The following is an 18658-nucleotide window of genomic DNA, read 5'->3' as shown; positions in this document are numbered from 1 at the left end:
GTGCATGAACATCGTGCTTTACACCCACCCTGCGTTCCTGGGCTCGCACAGCCAGGCGCACTTTGCGCGCATGCTGCTCGATGAGTACCGTGCTCGCGGCCACCAGGTCGCATTGAGACAACCTGAAGCCATCCTTCACCGGCTCGTGCCGAAGGGCAAGCTTTCGAAGTGGGCTGGCTACATCGACCAGTACGTGCTGTACCCGTGGAAGATGCGGGCCGCCATGTGCGGCGATCCGCCCGGCACGCTGTATGTATTTTGTGACCAGGCACTCGGGCCGTTGATTCCGCAGGCGGCGCACCGGCCTCATGTCGTGCATTGCCACGATCTGCTCGCGCTGCGATCAGCGCTGGGTGACATCCCGGAGAACCCGACCTCAGCCACCGGGCGTATTTACCAGCGCTACATCCGGCGCGGCTTCAGGCGCGCGCGGCACTTCATTTCGATCTCGCAGAAGTCGCGCCTTGATCTGCACCACTTTGGCGGGGTGAAGCCCATGACCTCCGAGGTGGTCTACAACGGTTTGAACTACCCCTACCGATTGTTGGCACCGCAAGATGCTCGGCGCTTGCTCTGCCTGGCAGGCCTTCCAGCCGAAGAGGGTGGATGTGTGCTGCACATTGGCGCAGGGCAGTGGTACAAAAATGGCGTCGGTGTGGTGAGCCTGTACGCGAGCTACGTTCGCGCGGCATTGCGCGACGGTGTGGCACCGCTGCCGTTGTGGATGCTCAGCCCGCCGCCAGGTGCGGCGATGAAGGCTGCGTTGGCGGATGTTCCACCACCGGGCGAAGTGCGCTTCTTCAGTGGGCTCGACAACGAGACGGTCGAGGCCTTGTACTCCTACGCTGCGGTGCTGCTGTTTCCGAGCCTCGCCGAAGGGTTTGGCTGGCCCATCGTCGAGGCGATGGCCTGTGGCTGCCCAGTCATCACCACCGGCGATGCCCCCATGACCGAGGTTGGCGGCGAGGCTGCCGTCTATTTGCCGCGACTGGCTCGCCCTGAAGAGCTGGGTGCTTGGGCAGAGGCTGGCGCGCAGGTGCTGGCGACCGTGCTGGGTCGTACGCCGGCCGAACGCGAGCGCGTCTGCCTGGCTGGGCGGGCGTGGGCTGGCCGCTTCTCGACCGAGTCGGCGATCAACGACTACCTGTCCGTCTACGAGCGTGTCCTCGCGCTCGAAGCGTTGTACCCATTCAACCCCAATCAGATGGCGCCAAGCTCATGAAAAAACTACCACCCACTTCACGCCTCTCAAACCACCGCGGCGAGCCGTCGCGTCGTGCCGCCATGCAGCGGCTCGTGGCGCTGATGGCCGTGCCGACATCTGCCACCTTGATCGGGGCGTGCGGTGGTGGCGGCGAGAGCGCGCCAGCCCCGACCCCGCCCATGCCGCCCCCTGTGCCACCTGTCCCTCCACCGCCCACGTCATCGGCCCTGGAACGCGTGAAGGCAGCGCTGCTGCGTGTGCCACTGGGGTTCAGCGGCACACCCCTCACCATCACCCAAGGTTCGGCCAACTCGGTCGCTTCGTCGTTTGGTAGTGATGTGCGGGTCTACCCGCCGCTCGGCTCGCTCGACCAGAGCCTGGCAACCATTCCCCAGGTCTGGGGGCACCGACGAGATCTCTGGACCGCGCGCGGTGGTGCAGTGATCGCCAGCCGCGTGGTGCATCCAGTGCAGCGCCAACACCCGGCCGAGACTCAAGGCAGCGATGGTGTGTGCGGGTTGCATTTCGAGTTCGACGGGTCGGCGTTCGAGGTTCTCGTCGCCGGCATCGGCGCGAACTTCACACTGCTGATCGATGGGCAGTACGCGGCATCGCGAGTGATCCGGACCACCCTCAGCCCAAACGACCCCGGTGCATCGTTTGTCACGAATACGTTTGTGCGCTTCGATCTCGGCACGCGGGCACCACGCCGCATTTCGCTCTATGCGTTGAGCACGCAAGGGCCCTGCGCAATTGCAACCGGCCCCAACGACAGCTTGCAACCTTGGGACCGCTCCGGTGAAGCCTCTTTCGCGACCATGGCCGATTCCTACGGTGGCGGCAGCGGGCCAAAGTGGATTGGCGGGCCCTTCTGGGAGGCCGCCGCATTGCTCGGCATGCCGCACCCCGACCTCGATCACATCGGTGGAACCGGCTATGCCCGCAATGGCGGATCAGACCACGCAAGGCTGGCCGGCAACGCGTTTTTGGCGCGGCTTGCGACCAATGTCAACGCGCGCCCCGACCTCTTCCTCACCGCCGGCGGCATCAATGACAACAATTCGGTCGCCATGTTTCCCTATGCCAGCGCAGCCGACGCACGCGCCGGCTTCGTTGCCGAGGTGAACGCGTATTACACCGAGTTGCGGGCGCGTTTGCCGGATTCGATACTGGTGGCCGTGGGGCCGTGGACACCCCGGCAGTCCATCCCCACGGACCCGATCGCGTTGTCCAAGTCAGAGACCATCAAGGCAGCGCTGCAGGCGGTCGGCGGTCTTTGGGTGTTCCTCGACAACCTCCATGGCGGCTGGGTCACCAGTGCGGGTGCCAGCGCTCCGGCCGACAGCCCCTGGCAAACCGGCACCGGCACCGTCGCAGCGCCGAGAGGTGATGGCAACGGCGACATGTACGTTTCGCGCGACGGCACGCATCCCAATGAAGCGGGTTGCCTGTACCTTGGAACGCGCTTGGCCACCGACCTTCGAGCCGCTCTGTTGACCCTGTAGGCCATCGCTTTCACTCACGCGACAGCACATGCAGGGAACCAAGCCCATTCAGTCGGGAGGAGAAGCTTCCATGCCCAGCGCATCGGTGGCTTCTGCCGGGGTGGTGTTGCCCGTTGCGACTGAGGCCGACACCTTCAATCGGCTTGCCACGGTCCGACTGCCGTTGATTGCCCTGGTCGTTTTCTATCACAACCAATCCGGCGGAAACTTCATCGAGAGACTTCAAGGCGCACCGACGCTGCAGTTCATCGTCGACCTCCTCGCCAATGGCTTGGGTGGGATCCGGGTTCCGGTGTTCTTTCTGATTGCCGGGTATGTACTTTTCAGAAACTTCGCACCAGGAACCGGCTGGTTCGTGAACAAGATCGGGTCGCGTACCCGCAGCGTGTTGCTGCCTTTGATCTTGTGGACATCGCTCTGCATGGGAGCGATTGCCTTGGCACAACAGCTGCCTTTTCTGGCCAGGTTTTTTGTCGGCACGAGCGTGTGGAGTGAGCCGGTGATCGAGTTCTCGCTACTGCAGTTCTTCTGGCTCACCTTCGGCGACATCTCCCAGCTGTACCTCTACCACCTCTGGTTCTTGCGGGATCTTTTCATTCTGGTGCTGCTGACGCCGCTGATCTATGCGGCGATCCGCATTTCGAGGGGGTGGGTCACCTTCCCGATGCTCGTCGGCTGGACCATCGGCATCCAGAATGGCGTGATTTCGAACGACGCCTTGTTTTTTTTCGTCGCCGGGGCCCATCTTTCCCTCATTGGCAAGTCGATCTTCCTCGCCGATCGAGCGGGCTGGATTTGCATTCTGGGCTGGATCGCGCTCAGGGCATTCGAGGTGAACGTCCACCCCCTCGGTCAGGCGTTGTGGGTGCTGTGCGGCATCGTGGCCACGCTGTATCTCAGCGGCAGGCTTTGCAGCTTTCCATGGGCGTTCAGATTCTTGAGGCAGGTGTCGCGGTACAGCTTCTTTGTGTTCGTCGCGCACGAGCCCTTGCTGACCGCTGTGCGACGTGTCTACTTTGCCTTCATCGCTCCGGCCACCCCGGGGGCAACCTTTGCCGCGTATTTCTTGATCGTTGCCCTCACGATCGTTGCGCTGGTGGCGACCTACCGCGCGGCGGAGTACGCCTGCCCGCGGTTGCTCGATGTGATGACGGGCGGCCGGGCCTGACATTCTTTTGGAGACTCTTCACATGAAACTTGAGGAAAGGGCAAACGCGGGCTTGCACCCGCACATCGTTGCCCAGATCGAAGACATCCATGCGGCAAAAAACTGCAAGATCGTCGACGTCGGGTGCGGCAGCGGGGCGATGCTGGACAGGCTGGCCGAGCGCGGCTACACCAACCTTTGGGGTTTGGACATCGCGCCACCTCCCACGGGTCGCCCTGGCATCACCTTCGTCGAGTGCGACCTCGACGCCTGTGTCACGCCGCTCGAAGACGAATCGGTCGACCTTGCCGTGAGCGTCGAGGTGTTCGAACATGTCGAGAACATCGGCTCCTTGCTGGCCGAACTGTCCCGAATCCTTTCGCCAGGGGGCAAGATTCTCGCCACCACACCCAACGTGCATTCGGTGGAAGCCCGATTGCGCTACCTGCTGCTGGGTCGGCTGAAGCAGTTCGACGCCATTGGTGACCCCACCCACATCCTCCCCATCTTTCATGTTCCGTTCGAGCGAACCCTTCGCCGGCATGGGTTCGAGATTGAGCGCTCATGGGGGTTTCCTCTTGACGGATCAAGCCCCACCTCCCGCGGCGGTTTGCGCCTCGCCGCAGGGGCCTTGCGCGCAGTGGGGGTCAAGGGCTCACCCGACGGAGACCAGTTGTGCCTGGTCATCCGAAAGAGTGCGGATCGCAGAGGCGGCGATGCGAGTACCAAACGCGCATCGCTGACCTCGCACTACGGTTGACGTCCCATGGCATCCCCGCCGATCCTGGCCGAGGTGTCCGGTGCCAGCAGCGCGCGGTAGAGCGCTTCCAGACGATCAACCGCACTTTCCCAACTGAGGGCCTGCACGCGCGCGTGCCCGGCGCGGGCGATGGATTGGCGGTGCGCCTCGTCGTTCAGCAAAGAGAGCAAGGTTTGCGCAACCCCGGCTGAGGTTCGCTTTTCGATCAGCGCAAATTCACCCTCGGCCAGGCCGGCAGCAAAACCCGTTCGGGTGGCCGCCAGCGCCACCCCGCACGACATCGATTCGGCCGCGACGAGCCCGAAACTTTCAAAAAAGCTTGGCACCACCAACACCGCCATGCGGTGGTATAGGCTCGCGACCTCATCGCGTGGGCAGAACGCCACGGTCTCAATGCGTGACTCACCTGGAAACTGCGCGGCGATGTCTGCCTGACCCTGCTTGCCGATGCCGACCAACAGGAAGCGGGTGGCGGGGGCATGCCTGAGCACATGCCGGATGACGTCGGGCAGCAGTTCGCTCCCCTTGTTTTCCAGCCACGCGCCCACGAACCCGACCACCGGCTCGCGCTCGAACGTCGGAGATTGTCCGAGCCAGCTTGGCTCGAGGGCGTTTTCCATCACCAGCAGCCGAGAGTCGGGCTGGTAGGCGCGCTCACGCGCGAATCGTGCATCGAAATGACTGACCACCGTCAGGGCCGCACAGTCGCGGAAGGCGATCTCTGGAAGATTGCCGATGAAACGTTTGATCCAGCCCCGCGGCCCGGCGCGTTCGCCGCCGAGAAGCTTGCGCCAATGTGTCTCCAGCCCGTTCGAACGTGACACCGCAATGGGCTTGTCTTTTCTCAAGAAGCGCAAAGTGAGCAGCGCGAGCCAGCCCTCGGCGCCCCAAAGCTCGAGGATGTCGTACGAGGACCGGCGCGTGTGTTGATGTGTCGCGTAGGCGTAGCCCAGCAAGCGACGAATCCGGGTCAGGCGCCTCATGTTTTGCCACGGAGTGAAGTGCTCGATGCCATAGGCCTGGACCTCGTGGCCGCGCTCACGCATGCGCTGCGCGTAGCCTGAAATCACGTAACCCGAACCCTGGTTTGGATCGAGCGGACAGTTGCTGATGACGAGAATTCGCATGGCCTTGTGGGTTGGAGATCAGTGTTCTGCCATGGCGGCGGCTGGCATGGACGTCGTCGTGCGAAGGCCGCAGGCGAGGGACAACAACTCGCGTGCCTGGCCGCTCAGGCGATGGTTGGCGTACCAGCGCGCCGCGTTCGCTGCGGTGGTGTCGACGTTGGGGTGGGCGGATGGGCTGCGGGCCACGGCGGGCAGCGCCAGGTATTGGCTGCCGGCGACCAGGCCGTCGGTGTCGGGGCCGGGCTGGCAGGTGTCGAGAATCACGCATCCATGCGCCGCATAGGCCGCGAACACACCCGATTTGCCGAGGAATTCAGCAGGGTAGTCGAGCAGTCCGAAACGCGATTCCTGAAGCAGTTGTCCCAGCTCCGCAGCCTCGAGCCGGCCGGCGTGTCGGCAGGGCATGGTGATTGGCCCCGGAGTCGAGGCGGGCCCGCTGCCGACCTCGACAAGCTCTTCCACGCCAAGCTGTTGAAGCGCAGCTTCATGGCCTGCCAGGCCATCCAATGCGCGTTGGCGCGTCGACGTCGATCCAAACACCACGGCGCGGGCCTGCCGCTGTCCTGGGGCTGGTACAGCTTCGGGCTCACCGATGTTGGAAAACACGGGCCGCACGTGAATCGGTGTCGTTGACCCGACTGTGCCGCGAAGCCAGCGGGCGTGTTGTTGCGTGTTGGTCCATAGCGCGTCTGCGTGGCGGGCCAGGCGTCTGGCGATCTGCGCTTGCCATGGCGACAGCCAGAACGCCGATTTCCACACCGGCCCTGCAGCAAACAGCTCGTGAAACACCACCACCAGGCGCAGCCCTTGGCGGTGTTGCAAACGCAACGCCGCTATTTCGGCGAGCAACCAGAAGCACAAGCCTCGCTTTGCGTAGCCGTAGCCCGAAAAATGCAGCACCACGCAGCAGGGGCCCGCCGCGTGACCGACACAGTTGCTCACACGATCAGCCAGCGAACGTTGTCTCGCAAGCTCGTTCGACAGCGCAATGACGTGTGAGGCCACGCCCATCCTTTCCCACTCACCCTTCAAACAAAGCAGGTAGTCGAGCACGCCACCCTGGCCCGGCGGTACCACCTGGATCAGTGCGGAATGGGCGTCAGTTTGCATGTGCTGGGGTCGGGGGGAGCACCCCGAACTGCGCGGCGACTGCAGACGAGTGGGCCACCTGGCAAGCTTCGTTCAGGTGGTAGAGCGTGTCGAAGAAACATTCGAGCGCGTAGCGGGATCGGTTGGGCAGCACCAGAAAGCGCTGCCCGTGGGCCTCGTAGAGCTGGCGCAGGCGCTCGACGTCGGCTGGCTCGATCACGACCGAATTGGGCACCGTTGGCAGGCCGCCAACGACCACGATGCCGTCTCGCTTGGCTTGTTGCAAAAAGCCTTCAATCACGCGGATGGCGTCTGAGGTCGCGGGCACCTGGGCGGTATCGGCCGTGATGCTGCGCAGGAAGACGGCGTAGGCCTGGCCAGCCTGCGCCGTGTGCCCGCTTTCGTCACCTTGCGGTGTGAGGCTGTCGGTGCTGCTGCGGCGGCGAAAGCCGCGGCGATCGAGCGCCATCTCGGCCAGGCCGTGGATGAGGAACGGCAGGTCGAACGAACCGTAGGCGGCGGTGATGCGGGGTGCGCCGAGCGAGAGCAGGTACTCGCGCTGGCTGTGCACCATCAGGGCGTTTTGCAGCCCGCCATGCATCTCGGCCTTTGTGAAACGGTACTGGCCGTATTCGAGCGGCATGTAGACGATGTCTCCGCGCTGCAGCAGCGGCCGCCATTGGTCGAGCAGGAAGTCGAGCCCGATGCCCACGCCGATGGAGGCGTTGACGCAGGGCTTGTTGAGCGTGGCCGTCAGCACCTCGCAGCGGTGGCTGAAGCGGCCGTTGCTGCCGGCGAGCACCACGATTTTGGGCGAAGCAAGCTGCCGCGCATAGGCGAGCTTGTAGTCGAGGTTTTTCTGGATCTCGCCCACCACCAGGGGCCGGTGCACGACCGAGAACACCGCCACGAACAAGGCGATCGACAAGCTGACGAGACCGGCGAGCGCGAGCAGCTTCTTCACGATGCGCCGGCCTCAGAACTGGAAGTAGAGAAATTCCGACGCCTGCCCATACAGCACCCGCTGCAAGGCGAGCGCCGCACACGGCAACACGAGCAGGTAGCGCCAGCGTGGGCTCAGTTGCGGCAGGTTGGGCGCGGCGACCACGATGGCCAGGCCGAGGCCGATCATCAGCGCCATCTCCACGCAGCCCATCACCGTGCCATCGGCCAGGTAGGCGACCTTGCCCGCGCCGTCGGCGATGTGGCCGAGCGCGGGCACGAGGGCAATGATCTGGTCGGGCAACACGGCGCCGTGTTGTCCCGCCATGCCGCGCAGCAGGGTGAGCGCGGTGGGCAGGTCGGCCGCACGAAAGAACACCCAGGCGACCACCACCGCGAGAAAGGTGGCCAGCCATGAGATCGGCGCGCTGATGCGCGCGGTGATCGGGTGAGGGTGGGCCAGGCCGAGCCGCTCGACCAAGCGCCGCCAGGCATGAAACACAACCAGGTAGAGACCATGCAAGCCGCCCCAGATGACGAAGGTCCAGCCGGCGCCGTGCCACAGGCCGCCGAGCAGCATGGTCACCATCAGGTTGACCTGTTGCCGGGCCAGGCCCCGGCGGTTGCCGCCGAGCGGGATGTAGAGGTAGTCGCGCAGGAAGCGCGACAGCGTCATGTGCCAGCGCCGCCAGAACTCGGCGATGTTGCGCGCCTTGTAGGGCGAGTCGAAGTTCATCGGCAACTGCACGCCGATCATCAGCGCCAGGCCGATCGCCATGTCGGAGTAGCCCGAGAAGTCGAAGTAGATCTGCAAGGTGTACGACAGCGCCGCGCCCCAGCTCTCGAACAGGCTCACCGCTTGCGTTTGTGCGGCGGCGAACGCCGGCCGGGCATAGCCGCCAAACGAGTCGGCCAGCACGGTTTTCTTGAACAGGCCCAGGATGAAGATCACGCCCCCATCGGCGAGCCGTTCTGCGCTGAAGCGGAAGATGTCGGGCCGCGCGAACTGCGGCATCATTTCCTTGTGATGCAGGATCGGGCCGGCCACCAGGTGCGGGAAGTAGGTGACGAACAAGCCGTAGCGCACGGGGTCGAAATCAACGGCCTTGCGCTGGTGCACATCAACCAGAAAGGCGATCTGCGTGAAGGTGAAAAACGAGATGCCCAGCGGCAGCTCGGCGGCCTCGAATCGGTAGGCCGAGCCGGCCAGCCACGCCGCACTGTCGACCAGGAAAGCGGCGTACTTGAAGTACACCAGCAGAGCGATGTTGATGGTGATGGCCGCGATGAGCAGGCTGCGGCCCGACCACTTCGAGAGCCAGCCGGTGTGTTGCCCGAGGGCCTTGGCGGCGATCTCCCGCCCGGCCACGAAGTTGAAGGCAATCGATGCCAGCATCAGCGGCAACCACTGCGGGTTCCACCAGCCATAAAAGAACAGCGAGGCGAGCGTCAGCCAGGCCAGCGCCCACTGCGTGCTCCACCTGGCCAGCAGGAAGAAGCCGAGCAGTGTCAGCGGCAGGTAGCCGAAGATGAACTCAGGGGAGTTGAAGAGCATGCGCGTCGGGCCGCCCGGGCCCGTGTGCAAGTGGTTCGGAGCGCGCGTGCGTCAGCGTCTTGTGGTGGTCCTGATGCTGCCGGCCGTGCCGAGGTCGTAAGAGAACACCCGCGCGCTCTGCTCCTCGTAGCTGCCGGCCACCGAGCGGGTGGCAAAGCCCGCACCGAACGAGCCGGGGCCGCCTGCAGCGTTGGCGAACACGTAGTTGTCGCCGTACTCGGCCGTGCCGGGCAGCGTGCCCAACTCGCGGCGGTTGCCGGTCAGGCTGTCGTAGCTCACGAGTGTGGCCCCACTGAAAGCGCGCGTGCCAAACCCCTGCGCGTAGATGAAGCGGGTTCGGCTCTCGCTGGCGTTGAAGTTCTCGGTGCTGGCTTCGGCCACGCCCATCGGGAAGCCGCCTGCAGCCGAGTGCAACAGCACGTTGTTCTCGTCGACGATGTCGATGCTGTGGCTCACGTTCGGGCTGCCCACGCCGGTGACGAGCCACCGCTGGTGCCTGCCGTTGGCGCCGGTCTGCACCGAGGGTTTGGTGGTGATGGGGTAGGTGGTGTCGAAGCGCAGGCCGCCGGCCTTGTTGAGGGCCACGAGTTGGTTGCCTGTCTGCAAGAACACGGTCAGGTACAACACCTCGGTGCCCATGCTGGCCACACTGATGAGACCGGTGCCCGCGGCGATCTGCGTCGCGCTGGGGTTTGTTCGTGTGATTCGCAGCACGCGCAGGGGCGAACTGAAGGTGTTGGTGCGACGGCCGTCGTAGACATAGAAGGCGGTGGCATCGAACCCGATCAACTGCCAGCTGGCGCCTGACGTGAGTGTGGCGTCGAGGGGCACCTCGGTGACGGTGTTGCCGCTGCCGAAGTTGAAGACGCTCAGCCGTGTGCCGTCTTCGACCAGGGCCGACTCGAAGGTGCTGGCCACCACACGCGTGACCGCGGGTGTGCCAGTCGCCCGGGTCGTGATCATGTTGTTGCCCGGCGCGGCGTTCCAGAGTTCGACGTGGCGAGGGTAGATCCAACCCCGCGGGGCGAGCGTCACCGGGTCGCGCGCCACCTCCAGGGGCCAGTCTCCGGCGATGACGCTGTAGCCGATGGTCGTGCCGCTGGACAGCCGCACTTCGGCCCGCCCGTCGTCGTTGATCCTGGTGACGGGGTGATCGCCGCAGTAGCCGTCAGCGCCGGCCGTCGACACGATGAATCGTGAGTTGTCTGGCGTTGCATGGTCGTTGGCGCCCAGTACGAAGCGGCAAGCCGAATTGGTGTTCGAACGTTTCACCTGCGAGGCGGGCGACGACCCGTTGGCCTGCATGGGCACGCTGCGCACATCGCCCCCAAAGATGTAGAGCAGCGCGTGCGGCTGGATGTCGCTCGCGTTGCGCTGCGCAGCGGTCACCGTTCCGCGCAGCACCAGTCGCGTGTCGCTGATGGCTTCACTGGCGACCTCGACCACGTATTCGTTGTCGGGCAGGCTGGGGTGCACGAGCGAGAGGCCGTGCTTCAACGCGCTGGTGGAGCCGGAGGCTTTCAGGGTCCAGCCGTAGGCGCCCGATGTGGGGTTGGCCAGCGGCGCCGGGGTGGGCGTGTCGCCGTCGTCGCCGCCGCCGCAGGCCGAGAGGGCAGTGAGCAAGGCAAGCAGGGCCGGCAGGGTGATGGCATGGTGTTGTTTCATGGGCATGGATCGGGCTTCAGGGAGAGGGGGTCGACGGGCGGCCGGCTGCGAGCTGCTGTTGCGCGAGATGGCGCAACACGCGCGGCACGTAGGCGGCGGTGTCGGCGAACGGCGGCCTGTTGTTGTGGTGGCGAAGCACGTTGGCTGCACCGGCGTTGTAGGCGGCGAGTGCCAGCGAGATGTTCTGGTTGAACTGGTCGAGCAGGCTGCGCAGGTGGCGCGCGCCGGCGTGGATGTTTTGACCCGGGTCGAACGGGTCGGTCACGCCGTAGCCGCGTGCGGTGGCGGGCATCAGCTGCATCAGGCCTTGCGCACCGCGCGGTGACACGGCGCGCACGGCGTAGCCCGATTCGGCGGCGATCACGGCGTGCAGCAGTTCGGGTGCGAGGCGGTGTGCCTGGGCGGCGGTGCGCACGATCTCGGCGAAGCGGGCATCGCGGGGTGCTGGGGTGTGCCGCTGTGCAGGGAGTTGATCTGTCGCCGCCTTGTCGGTTGCCAGCACCAGGCTGGCGTCGCGGCCTTGGGCGTCGTCGGTCAGGTGAAGGGCGCCGCTGTCGTCTTCAACAAGGTAGATGCCAGCCCGCGGTGACGCCAGGCTGCCCGTGTGCAGCGCCAGGGCGACGCAGCACGGCAGCAGCAGGCGGGTGGCGCTGAATCGGGTGGAGCCGGCAAATGTCGGAAGCATGTCAACCTTGATCGACCTCGGAGGGGCCGGGCGAAGGTAGCAGCGGCATGTGACAGCCGTATCACACCGAGCCCTGGCTACGCCGGGCCGGGCGCGCGCGTTGGAACCCGGCGCTTTTGCGGCTTTCTGCACATTGGGTGCTGACTGCCTCGGCGTGCGATGGCGGGCCTGTCACACGGCGTCGCGAGCATGGCTGCCTGACCTCACTCGAAGGAAGATCCCGTGGATGCCGTCATCCTCACTCAATACCGCCGCGTGCTCGCCGAGCTGGCCTGCCGCATGTCGCACCCCGGCAGCTGGGCCGGCATTCCGCGGCTTCTGGATCAGCTTGACCGCTTGCGACGCGAGCACGAGCGCCGCTCGGAGACGGCCGCGGCGGGCTGAGCGCCTGCGCCCTCAGCGGCTGGGCGGATCGACCTTGGCCAACTTCTCGAGCGCGCGCTTGGCGCGCGAGCGCACGTCGGCCATGCGCGCTGCGAGGCAGCCGAGCGCGAACCACGCAGCCGGGTCGGTGGCCACGAGCGCCTGGTAGCTCGCCCTTGCGACGAACAGGTCGTTGAGCTCGCCCATGCGGTCCTGGACGGAGGCCAGCGGCTTCAGGTAGCGCTCGAGGCTTCGCCGGCGCAACACCGGCGCGAAGAACTCGACCGCGTAGCGCTGGCGCTTGATGCGTTTGCGCAAGGCATGCAGCCGGGTGTCGTCGAGTTCGTCGAAGGCATTCCAATCGGCCACGATGCGGCGATGCCATCGGCGCAGCCGCCGTTCTGCCTTGCGATGGAAGCTGCGCGCGTCGTCGTCGGCCTCTTCTGAGTCTGCCGTGTCGGGCTCCATGGCGGCTGGCGCGTCGGCCCGTGCCGGCGGTTCGGCCAAGGCCGTTCGCCAGGCGATCCAGGCCAGCAGCAGGCCTTGTGTCTCGCCCGCCCGCAGGGCTTGTGACGGGTCGGGGCCGGGACCGCTTGCGGGCACGGCCAGTGGCGGTGCGCCGATCTCGGTGAGCAGGGCCGTGACGCCGCTGTCGAGCACGTCTCGGTCTCGCGACTGGCCGAGCGTGGCAAACAGGGCGCGCAGCCCATCGACGAGGTGAGCCGGCGGCGAAGCCGCCAGCCCCGCGAAGCTGCGCAGCGCGCTGCGCAAGCGTCGAATGCCCACCCGAAGCTGGTGCACGTGCTCCACGCGCCCTGCGGGGTCGCCTTCGATCAGCCCGATCGCGTTGTGCGTGATGTGAGCGAGGCATTCGTCCAACACGGTGCCGAAGGCCTCGGTCGCGGTGACTTCGTCGGGATAGTCCGGCCGGCTCGACTTGCGCACCGGCGGGTACGCCGACCCTTGTGCCAACCGGTCGCCTCGCGCGGCCTTGCTGCGCGGGTCATGGATCAGGCCGAAGCGTTTGCGCCAGCGTTCGGCCAACGCCAGCATCGCCGTGGCCGACCCCGAGACCAGCTCGAACTCGATTTCCCGGATGCGCTGGCTGGCCCCTTGCGACAACAGCCGCCCTTCGTCGAACGCCACCTCGACCACCGCCCCGCGCGTACGAAGCTTGCGGCTGGTGCGCCGCACCTCGGTCTGGAAACGTGTGCCGAGCTCGGCACCTGCGGCATGGGCTTCATCCAGGATGGCGATCAGCTTGTCGCCCACGCCAGTGCCGGCATGCGCTGCGGCATCGTGGCTCGCATCGGGGCGGGCGACCTCGTGTTCGAACCGCTCCAGCGCGTGGGCGCCGGCGGACTTCAATGTCTGCACCCAGCGCCGCCCTTCCCGTCGCAAGCGCCAGGCCATGCCCGACTTGGCGAGCCGCCGGTCGCTGGTGTCGAGGTACATCGCGGCCAGCGACATGCGCTGCGGTGGGGTTGAACCTCGCGCCATTTCGGCCAGCAACGCTGCTCGCGCCGCTGCAGGGACGAGAAATTTCAGCTCGATCTCGGTCTGTTTCTTCACGGTGCGCATCGGGGAGTGAGAGGCCGGCCGCATTGGCATGCAGGCCCGCCCAAGGCGACGACGATACCCAATCGACCCGGCGACGGTGCGCGCGGCGTCATTGCCCTTACCCGAAAGAGCCGGTGCAGGGCGTGCACGATTCAACGTCTTGTCATGTTGCTGCGCCATCGTCATGCCTTTGGCGGTCTGCGCGTGCCGAGGGGGTGCGCCTGGTGTCCGCCGTTGCACAGGGGCACCCCATGTCAGTTCGTCACTCCTTGATCGCCGTGTTGGCCGGCCTGGCCGCTTGTTCGAGCGCCGCACTCGCCGTTGAAACCGCCTGGAACCCGCTCGACGCCGACACGCGGGCGCCAGGTGTGGAACGGGTCGATCGCCACGACCGGGGTGACCACCACCACCATGACCGTCACCGCAAGCCCTTCAGCGTGAAGATCATCGGCTTCAACGACTACCACGGCAACCTGCTGTCGCCGGGCACCTTTGGCGCAAACACCTCGGTGCCGGCCGCGCAGCGCCCGGCGGTCGGCGGTGCCGACTACCTGGCCGGCTACGTGACCGCGCTGAAGAAGCAGAACCCGCTCAACGTGGTGGTCGGTGCGGGCGACTTCATCGGCGCATCGCCGCTGGTGTCGGCGCTGTTCTTCGACGAGCCGGCGGTCGAGACGCTGAACAAGATCGGCCTCGAATTCAACGCCGTGGGCAACCACGAGTTCGACAAGGGCTCGGCCGAGTTGAAGCGCCTGCAACGCGGGGGCTGCAAGCTCACCAACGGCGTGCAAGACCCCAACAGCTGCCAGGGCCTGGGCTCGAAGAAGCCGGGCCGCTTCGACGGTGCCGACTTCCAGTGGCTGTCGGCCAACGTGGTCGAAACCGCCACCGGCCGCACCCTGCTGCCGGCCTACGGCATCAAGAAGTTCAACGGCGTGCGCGTGGCCTTCATCGGCATGACGCTCAAGGGCACGCCCAACATCGTCACGCCCAGCGGCGTGGCGGGGCTGCAATTCCGTGACGAGGCCGACACCGTCAACGCACTGGTGCCGCGCCTGCGCGCACGTGGCATCGAAGCGATCGTGGTGCTGGTGCACCAGGGTGGCTTCCAGAGTGCGGGCCTGTCCGACATCAACGGCTGCGACGGCAACCTCGCCGGCTCCGACCTCGCCAGCGTGGTGAGCCGGCTCGATAACGCCGTCGACCTGGTGGTCAGCGGCCACACCCATGCGGCCTACAACTGCTCGGCCAACACCGTCGACGTCAGGGCCGACGCCAGCACGGGCGGCACCACGGTGACGCCGCGCGTCGCCGGCCTGCCCAACATCAGCGGCCGCCTGGTGCCGGTGACGAGCGCGAGCGCCTTCGGCCGCGTGCTGACCGACATCGACGTGACCATCGACCCGCGCACCCGCGACATCACCGCCGTGTTGCCGACCAACCGTCTGGTCGATCGCACCAACCCCGCCGTGACGCCGAGCGCCGAAGTGGCCGCCATCATGACCGGCTACAACAACCTGGTCTCGCCGATTGCCGGCCAGGTGATCGGCTCCATCACCACCGACTTGCCCAACACCGCCATCGACGCCGCCTGCAACATGCCCGCCGGTGACCTGATTGCCGATGCGCAACTCGCCGCCACGGCACCCGCCGACTTCGGCGGTGCGCAGATCGCCTTCATGAACCGTGGCGGCGTGCGCAGCCCCGGCTTCAACTTTGTGAGCAGTGCGGCCGGCGAAGGCAACGGCAACATCACCTACGGCGAGGCCTTCACCGTGCAGCCCTTCGGCAACAGCCTGGTGACCATGACGCTCACCGCGCAAGACCTGAAGAACGTGCTCGAACAGCAATTCGCCGGCTGCCGTGGGCAGGGTGCAGCGACCACGCGCATCATGGTTCCGTCGGCCGGCTTGCGCTACACCTGGGACGGCGCCCAGGCTTGCGATGCACGCATCCGCAACCTCTCGCTCACGCTCGGCGGTGTCACCGAAAGCATCGTCGACGCCAGCGGCGCGGTGCTCAACCCGACCCGCACCTACCGCGTGACGGTCAACAACTTCATGGCCACGGGCGGTGACGGTTACGGCACCTTCCTGAACGGCACCAACCTGCTCGGCGGCGCGCAAGACATCGACGCGCTGACCGCCTACCTGGCCGCGTTCAAGGCTCCGCTGCCGGCCTACAACCCCGCCGACCCGTCGCTGGCCAAGCCGCGCATCTCGCGCGTGGGTGGCACCAGCTGCCCGGGTGGGGCGAACGTCAACCCATGACCGTGCGACACGTGCTCGCGTTCGCGCTGCTGGTCAGCGCGGTGAGCACCGTGTTTGCGCACGAGGTGCAGGGCGCCAAGCTGCAGGCCACGCCACCCGCGCTGCCAGCCTTGCTGGCGCGTGCCGAAGCGGCGCTGAAAGCAGGCGACTCCCACACCGCGCGCGACGCCTTCGAGCAGGCGGCCGCGCTGCGGCACGCGGCCGACATCGAGATCGGCTGGGTGCGTGCGCAGATGCTGGCCGGCGAGTACCGCCGCGCGCTGGCGTTTGCGGCCCACATCGCGGGTGCCCACCCGCATGAAGGGCAGGGCGCGGCGCTGTATGCGTGGCTGCTGTTCCTCGGCGGGCAAGAGGCCGTGGCGCGCGACGCACTGGCCCGCGCGGAGTTTCTGCTGCCCGGTGATGCGCTGCTCGCGAGTGTGAAAGCGCGGCTCGCCACCGCGAGCGCCGCGCCGCCCGATTCATCGTTCTTTGCACCGCAGCCGCTCGGCGACAGCGTGCCGGCCCAGGCGCGCTTGGCCGGTAACGCGATCCTGCTGCCCGATGCGCGCCATGCCATCGTGCCGCTGGCCCTGCTGGAAGGGGGCGGCGCGCTGTGGTTGCGCAATGGCCTCGGGCGCACCGTGCGCGCGGAGCTGCTGCGCAGCGATGCAGCGAGCGGCCTGGCCGTGCTGCAACTGGCCACGCCGCTCGACGCGCCGGCCACGCTCGCCCTCGCGCCGCGTGAGCCGTTTCCGGGCAGCCCCGGCCTGGTGGTGGGCTATCACGCCGAGGCCCACGCACTGCCCGCCTGGCCCAAGATCAGCAGCGGTTTCCTCGGCGGGCTGATGCCCGATGGCACCCAACGCCGCCTGGGCATCGACGTGCCGGCGGGCAGCGCCGGCTCGCCGGTGTTCGACGCTGCAGGGCGGCTCGCCGGCATCGTGCTGCCAGCGGGCACCTCAGGCCAGCCCGGGCTCGGCCGCGTGGCGTCGCTCAGCGCCGTGGCCGGGGTGGAGTGGCCTGCACCCACCCCATCGGCCACGCCGGCCTTGCCCCTGGACCAGGTGTACGAGCGGGCGCTGCGCAGCAGCTTGCAGCTGATTCGCGCCGACTGACTGCGCCCGCGCCGACTCAGAAGGCCAGGTTCAGCGACAGCCTGAACGAACGCGACTCCATCGGGTGGAAGTGGACGTCGTCTGTACCCTCTGGCGGATCCTCACCAAACAGGCGCGAGGTGTAGTAGTAGTCGATGGCCGACGCCTTGCGGTTGGTCAGGTTGAAGCCTTCCAGCTCCACGCGAACCTTCGGGCTCAGCTTGTAGCCGATGTGCCCGTTGAGCAGCGCCGTGCCCTTGGAGCGCACCGAGTTGTCTTCAACCAGCGGGCGCGGCCCGAAGTACCGCCACTGCAGCGCGCCGAACCACGGGCCGATGTTGTCGACCGACACGGCCAGCGACGCCACACCTTCCACCGCACCCGGGATGCGCTGGCCCTCGGGCGCGCTGTCGCGAAAGCGTGCGCGCGCAAAGGCGATGTCGGCGTCGAGCGTCAGCCAGTCGTCGAGCTTGTAGTAGTTGGCGAGCTCGAAGCCCACACGCCGGCTCGGCCGGCCGGCTTCGGTGGTGCCCGCGTCCCCGACGAAAACGAGCTCGGAGGCGAGATCCAGCGTGTACAGCGACAGCGAGGTCTGCAGCCCGTTGACAGGCGAGGTGCGCAGCCCGAGCTCGTAGCCTTTGGCGCGTGCCAGCGGCGTCACACGCTCGGCCGCATCACCGGTCTTCGGGTCGATGCTGATCACGGTGCCGCGTGCGTCGTTGCTGTGGAAGCCGCTGCCGAGGTTGACGTAGAGCTCGGTCTTGGCCCACGGCCCGAAGATCAGGTTCAGCTTGGGGCTGACGATGCTCGCCGTGCGCGTGCCGGAGTTGACCGCGAGGTCGCTTTCCACGTCGAAGCGGTAGCTGTCGGCGCGCAAGCCGGCCACGGTGCGGAAGGCCGGCGTCCAGCGCACGGCGTGGTCGACCCACAGCCCGGCACTGCTTTCAACGATGTGGTCGCTGCGTGTGGGCACGCCGATCAGCTGCCGTGCCTTGGTGTTGAACAGCGAGTTCCAGATGTTGTCGTTCTGCAGCTGCACGCCGACCTGGCTTTCGCCCTCGCGGCCGAACCAATTCGAGGCCCAGGCGTGGCGCACGTTGAGTGCGCTGGTCGTGCGGCGGTCGGGCTGGGCGAACTGGTCGCCGTCATCGGGGTTGTCGAGGAAGTAGGTGAAGTTGGAGTACAGCTCCAGCTGCCAGTGCGCCACATGGGCCGTGACTTCGGTCGACGAGGTCTCGGTGCTTTGGCGCCAGGCGCCCGCCAGGCTGTAGCGGTGCGATTGGCCGCCGTCGGTCGGGTCGATCAGCGCAAAGCGGCCGAGCGCACCACTCTCCACCGCACGCAGCGGGATCTGGTCGGTGGCGTTCCATTCGGCGCTGTAGCCCATGCCGGTCAGGTTCCAACCGTTGGCGCGGTCGCCTTGCGAATAGCGCAGCACGCCGTTGAGCTTGCGAAAGTCGTCGGGCCGGTCGAACGGGCCGTCGTTGCGCATTGCTTCCAGCGCATAGAGCAGCTTGCCTGCGCCGAGCGCGGGCGAGTCGGCCAGCAGCACGCGGCGGTAGCCGTTCTGCCCGATGCCAAAGTTGGCGATGCCGGCCTCGAGCGAATCGGTGTAGGTGATTTCGACCGCACCGGCGGCAGAAAAATCGCCCTCGTTCGCGTAGTACGGCCCTTTCTTGTAACGCAACCCGGTGGCCAGCTCGGGGATGA

Annotated in this window: 15 protein-coding genes; 7 read left to right on the top strand and 8 right to left on the bottom strand. The window is 66.6% G+C overall.

The window, feature by feature from the left end; translation table 11 throughout:
* The first annotated feature begins 4 nt into the window (after nt 1-4).
* The 4 genes from RMO40_RS12090 (at nt 5) to RMO40_RS12075 (ending at nt 4616) form a co-directional block, all read left to right on the top strand.
* The gene (locus RMO40_RS12090) at nt 5-1222 is read left to right on the top strand and encodes a glycosyltransferase (protein ID WP_309721213.1); all 1218 of its coding nucleotides are present in this window, start codon (nt 5-7) and stop codon (nt 1220-1222) included.
* A gap of 320 nt (nt 1223-1542) precedes the next feature.
* On the top strand, nt 1543-2709 hold the full coding sequence (locus tag RMO40_RS12085) for a hypothetical protein (protein WP_309721210.1): 1167 nt from the start codon (nt 1543-1545) through the stop codon (nt 2707-2709).
* 70 nt (nt 2710-2779) lie between these two features.
* Complete coding sequence (locus RMO40_RS12080; protein ID WP_309721207.1) at nt 2780-3877, top strand: acyltransferase; 1098 nt, start codon at nt 2780-2782, stop codon at nt 3875-3877.
* A 22-nt stretch (nt 3878-3899) separates the two neighbouring features.
* Nucleotides 3900-4616 carry a methyltransferase domain-containing protein gene (locus RMO40_RS12075; RefSeq protein WP_309721205.1) on the top strand — a complete coding sequence of 239 codons (717 nt, stop codon included), beginning with the start codon at nt 3900-3902 and terminating at the stop codon, nt 4614-4616.
* On the opposite strand, the gene RMO40_RS12070 is transcribed toward RMO40_RS12075, so the two are convergent.
* From RMO40_RS12070 to RMO40_RS12045, 6 genes are read right to left on the bottom strand one after another with little or no spacing between them, the layout of a single operon-like run.
* Complete coding sequence (locus RMO40_RS12070; RefSeq protein WP_309721203.1) at nt 4607-5743, bottom strand: glycosyltransferase; 1137 nt, start codon at nt 5741-5743, stop codon at nt 4607-4609. The two genes, RMO40_RS12075 and RMO40_RS12070, sit on opposite strands and share 10 nt — an antisense overlap.
* 18 nt (nt 5744-5761) lie before the next feature.
* Nucleotides 5762-6796 (bottom strand): hypothetical protein, encoded by a 1035-nt coding sequence (locus tag RMO40_RS12065; RefSeq protein WP_309721200.1) that lies wholly within the window; start codon nt 6794-6796, stop codon nt 5762-5764.
* Nucleotides 6797-6842: 46 nt separating this feature from the next.
* Nucleotides 6843-7796 (bottom strand): hypothetical protein, encoded by a 954-nt coding sequence (locus tag RMO40_RS12060; RefSeq protein ID WP_309721197.1) that lies wholly within the window; start codon nt 7794-7796, stop codon nt 6843-6845.
* A 12-nt stretch (nt 7797-7808) separates the two neighbouring features.
* Nucleotides 7809-9329, bottom strand: a complete 1521-nt coding sequence (locus tag RMO40_RS12055; protein ID WP_309721194.1) for an MBOAT family O-acyltransferase — start codon at nt 9327-9329, stop codon at nt 7809-7811.
* A 51-nt stretch (nt 9330-9380) separates the two neighbouring features.
* Nucleotides 9381-10994 carry a hypothetical protein gene (locus tag RMO40_RS12050; RefSeq protein WP_309721191.1) on the bottom strand — a complete coding sequence of 538 codons (1614 nt, stop codon included), beginning with the start codon at nt 10992-10994 and terminating at the stop codon, nt 9381-9383.
* 16 nt (nt 10995-11010) lie between these two features.
* On the bottom strand, nt 11011-11679 hold the full coding sequence (locus tag RMO40_RS12045; protein ID WP_309721188.1) for a transglycosylase SLT domain-containing protein: 669 nt from the start codon (nt 11677-11679) through the stop codon (nt 11011-11013).
* 222 nt (nt 11680-11901) lie between these two features.
* Between RMO40_RS12045 and RMO40_RS12040 the strand changes: the two genes are divergently transcribed.
* Nucleotides 11902-12063 (top strand): hypothetical protein, encoded by a 162-nt coding sequence (locus RMO40_RS12040; protein WP_309721185.1) that lies wholly within the window; start codon nt 11902-11904, stop codon nt 12061-12063.
* A gap of 12 nt (nt 12064-12075) precedes the next feature.
* Here RMO40_RS12040 and RMO40_RS12035 read toward each other — a convergent pair whose 3' ends face one another.
* Nucleotides 12076-13623 (bottom strand): CYTH and CHAD domain-containing protein, encoded by a 1548-nt coding sequence (locus tag RMO40_RS12035; protein WP_489660150.1) that lies wholly within the window; start codon nt 13621-13623, stop codon nt 12076-12078.
* 230 nt (nt 13624-13853) lie between these two features.
* Between RMO40_RS12035 and RMO40_RS12030 the strand changes: the two genes are divergently transcribed.
* A complete protein-coding gene (locus RMO40_RS12030; protein WP_309721179.1) occupies nt 13854-15872 on the top strand; it encodes a bifunctional metallophosphatase/5'-nucleotidase in 2019 nt (672 codons plus the stop codon).
* A complete protein-coding gene (locus RMO40_RS12025) occupies nt 15869-16969 on the top strand; it encodes a serine protease (protein WP_309721176.1) in 1101 nt (366 codons plus the stop codon). The genes RMO40_RS12030 and RMO40_RS12025 overlap by 4 nt, the downstream gene beginning before the upstream one ends.
* A 16-nt stretch (nt 16970-16985) precedes the next feature.
* Here RMO40_RS12025 and RMO40_RS12020 read toward each other — a convergent pair.
* Nucleotides 16986-18658, bottom strand: a 1673-nt coding sequence (locus RMO40_RS12020; protein WP_309721173.1) for a TonB-dependent receptor domain-containing protein, incomplete at its 5' end; no start/stop codon positions are given.

Source organism: Rhizobacter sp. (genome assembly GCF_031412075.1).
Classification (GTDB): Bacteria; Pseudomonadota; Gammaproteobacteria; order Burkholderiales; family Burkholderiaceae_C; genus Rhizobacter.
This window is presented reverse-complemented; position numbering and strand designations above follow the sequence as displayed.

Coding starts and splice junctions, on each gene's coding strand:
- RMO40_RS12090 (WP_309721213.1), top strand. CDS start 5: ATGAACATCGTGCTTTACACCCACCCTGCGTTCCTGGGCTCGCACAGC.
- RMO40_RS12080 (WP_309721207.1), top strand. CDS start 2,780: ATGCCCAGCGCATCGGTGGCTTCTGCCGGGGTGGTGTTGCCCGTTGCG.
- RMO40_RS12075 (WP_309721205.1), top strand. CDS start 3,900: ATGAAACTTGAGGAAAGGGCAAACGCGGGCTTGCACCCGCACATCGTT.
- RMO40_RS12070 (WP_309721203.1), bottom strand. CDS start 5,743: ATGCGAATTCTCGTCATCAGCAACTGTCCGCTCGATCCAAACCAGGGT.
- RMO40_RS12055 (WP_309721194.1), bottom strand. CDS start 9,329: ATGCTCTTCAACTCCCCTGAGTTCATCTTCGGCTACCTGCCGCTGACA.
- RMO40_RS12050 (WP_309721191.1), bottom strand. CDS start 10,994: ATGAAACAACACCATGCCATCACCCTGCCGGCCCTGCTTGCCTTGCTC.
- RMO40_RS12045 (WP_309721188.1), bottom strand. CDS start 11,679: ATGCTTCCGACATTTGCCGGCTCCACCCGATTCAGCGCCACCCGCCTG.
- RMO40_RS12035 (WP_489660150.1), bottom strand. CDS start 13,623: ATGCGCACCGTGAAGAAACAGACCGAGATCGAGCTGAAATTTCTCGTC.
- RMO40_RS12030 (WP_309721179.1), top strand. CDS start 13,854: ATGTCAGTTCGTCACTCCTTGATCGCCGTGTTGGCCGGCCTGGCCGCT.
- RMO40_RS12025 (WP_309721176.1), top strand. CDS start 15,869: ATGACCGTGCGACACGTGCTCGCGTTCGCGCTGCTGGTCAGCGCGGTG.